The organism is Caballeronia choica (genome assembly GCF_001544535.1).
Classification (GTDB): Bacteria; Pseudomonadota; Gammaproteobacteria; order Burkholderiales; family Burkholderiaceae; genus Caballeronia; species Caballeronia choica.
Map to the genome: position 1 here is coordinate 1 of NZ_FCON02000385.1, position 2,193 is coordinate 2,193.

The 2,193-nt window shown below is 60.6% G+C and carries 2 protein-coding genes; one reads left to right on the forward strand and one right to left on the reverse strand.

The window, feature by feature from the left end; translation table 11 throughout:
- Positions 1-56: 56 nt before the first annotated feature.
- The gene (locus tag AWB68_RS44250; RefSeq protein WP_087650370.1) at positions 57-1,673 is read right to left on the reverse strand and encodes a hypothetical protein; all 1,617 of its coding nucleotides are present in this window, start codon (positions 1,671-1,673) and stop codon (positions 57-59) included.
- A 76-nt stretch (positions 1,674-1,749) separates the two neighbouring features.
- Between AWB68_RS44250 and AWB68_RS44255 the strand changes: the two genes are divergently transcribed.
- Entirely contained in the window at positions 1,750-2,151 is a 402-nt protein-coding gene (locus AWB68_RS44255) for a hypothetical protein (RefSeq protein ID WP_125483293.1), read from the forward strand.
- Positions 2,152-2,193: the final 42 nt, after the last annotated feature.

The window sequence follows — 2,193 nt, forward strand, 5'->3', positions numbered from 1 at the left end:
TAGATCCTTACGCTTTAGATCGTTGACAGGAGCTGTACAACAATTTCACGTCGCTTCTAAGAGTCTAAGAGTCGAATGACCTTGCGTATGGAGTCGTCTGCTTTGTGCACGGCCTTTTCGAGTTTGCTGTCGGGCTGGAAGTTGGCGTCGGGGCGGTGGTGAAAGAGGCTATTGGCAAGCGGGCCGTATAAGCGCTGGTGGAAGAGCACGAACAGCAGGGCGACCTTTACGCCCTTGTCGGTGAGGCGGTAAGCGTATCGATTGCCGTCGCGTTCGAGCAGTGCGTGGGCGCGCATCTTTCGCAGGTCGTAGCGCAATTGGTTCAGGCCGTAGCGTTTGTCGGACAGACCAAAGCTCGTCACGAGGACCTCATGGAGTTGCTGGGCGCGCCAGCCACCGACCGTGGTGCCGGCATGCAGCAGCACTTGCATGAGGCGAATCATGCGGGTGTCGTGGATCTTGATGCCGGGATATTTGGCGCTGCCCACGGTGATGGGTAGCGCCAGGCGCTGCAACAGCGGGAAGTCCACGTGCGCGTTCAGGCATCGGGCCTGGAAGGTGGCGAAGCGCTCGGTGATGCCGAGGAACTTCTCGCGCACGTCGCCCAGGTGTTCGAGCCCTTTCCTGAGGCCGAAGTCCGCCAGATTGTTCGAGCAGACCTCGTTGCGCAGGAAAGTGGCGAACTTCTCGTACTGCTTGACAAACGCGTGCTTCCAGTAGGCACGAAAGATGTGATGGCCGTGCTCGATTTGCTCGAGGGTGGTGTTGAGATTGCCATGGAGCTTTTTGGTGATGCGCGTGCCGAAGATCTCCGAGACCTTGTCGACGGATAGCCGCCACAGCCCCAGCTCACAGCTGCGCTCGAAGATCTTGTGGATCGGAAAGTGGCGCTTGAAAATGAAGTTGCGGCAGTATTCGATCTGGCTGATGGCGTAGAAGCGGCGCACGCTGATGAGCGCGCGCTCCCTGGCCGAGAACTTCGGTCCCAGCAGCAGCGTCCAGTAGTCGAGTCGCTCACGGATGAGCGCAGGGCTGAGCCGGTCGGCCGCCGCCTGCAGCGCAGCCGGATCGTCGACCGCTAGAAAAGCGTTGTCGTGTTTGCGAAAGCCGATCCCAGCCCGATTCAACTCCTGCTCGATGAACGAGTGGCCGTTGAGATAGTAGGTGGTCTGGAACGGGAAGAACGAGGCCACGCGCATCGCGATGGGCCCCAAGGTCTCGTCGCGAATGTAGAAGTAGTAGTGAGTGAAGCGGCTGCGCTGCGGCGCCAGGATGCGGTAATTGGGGTCGCGCGTCGGATACTTGGGCACCGTGCAGCGAAACGTGGGTCCCTGCTCCATGCTCTTGAAGATGAAATAGATGCCGTAGCGCTGCGCCCGCACCATCGGGCGCAGCCACCGTTGAACGTAGTCTTCCTTGCGCACACCCTTCTCGGCCCACTCGATGGGCGTGCCATGATTGCGGGCAAAGGCCTCGACCCAGCCCTGATACTCCGCGGTGCGCCGGCTCAACACCTCTTTGTCGACGGCCGCAACGCCCACGACCTGGCGGAAGAAATAGACCACCTGCTCGGGTCGTGTCAGCGCGCTCAAGTAGCCGTGGATGACAATACGGTCGAAGCAGTGGTATACAAACACCAACAGGCTGCCGAACAGCTTGGTGAAGAGTTCCATCTGTCCTCTCCTCGACGGTTGCGCTCTCAAATGATCAGACCGTCGGCGGCAGGGCGCTTGGGCAGGGAGCGAGCCCATGACTAAACGCAAGACTCGGCACGAGTCCACCACACCGCGGCTGTCACGGGACAGTTTGCACCTTGCCAAAGAGGTCCGCTCGATCCAGCGTCGCGCGGCCGAGCACGATGGGCGCATCGTCACCATCGGACCGCTGGTGTGCTTTTCCACCGACACCGGCGACGCCTGGATGCTGGAGCCGGCAGACCAACTCGCCGTCAGACTGGCCGCCGGCGGAGATCCGCTGCCGGTGTACATCGAAGAAACCGAGACCCGCTTCGCCATCGGCTGGCAAGGACACTACCGAATCGAGGGTCAGATGTTCGTCTTCGAAGACACCGGCTTGCACCGTCTCGCCGCCATCCAAGGCTACCCGGTACAGCGACTCCTTCGCGCTATCGACGAAGCGAATCGCCACTAGCTGCAACGGCGCCGCCTTCAAATTTCAAATATGTTTGGCTAG

Bases quoted from the DNA above. Each gene is read 5' to 3' on its own strand.
- AWB68_RS44250 (WP_087650370.1), bottom strand. From the start codon at position 1,673: ATGGAACTCTTCACCAAGCTGTTCGGCAGCCTGTTGGTGTTTGTATAC.
- AWB68_RS44255 (WP_125483293.1), top strand. From the start codon at position 1,750: ATGACTAAACGCAAGACTCGGCACGAGTCCACCACACCGCGGCTGTCA.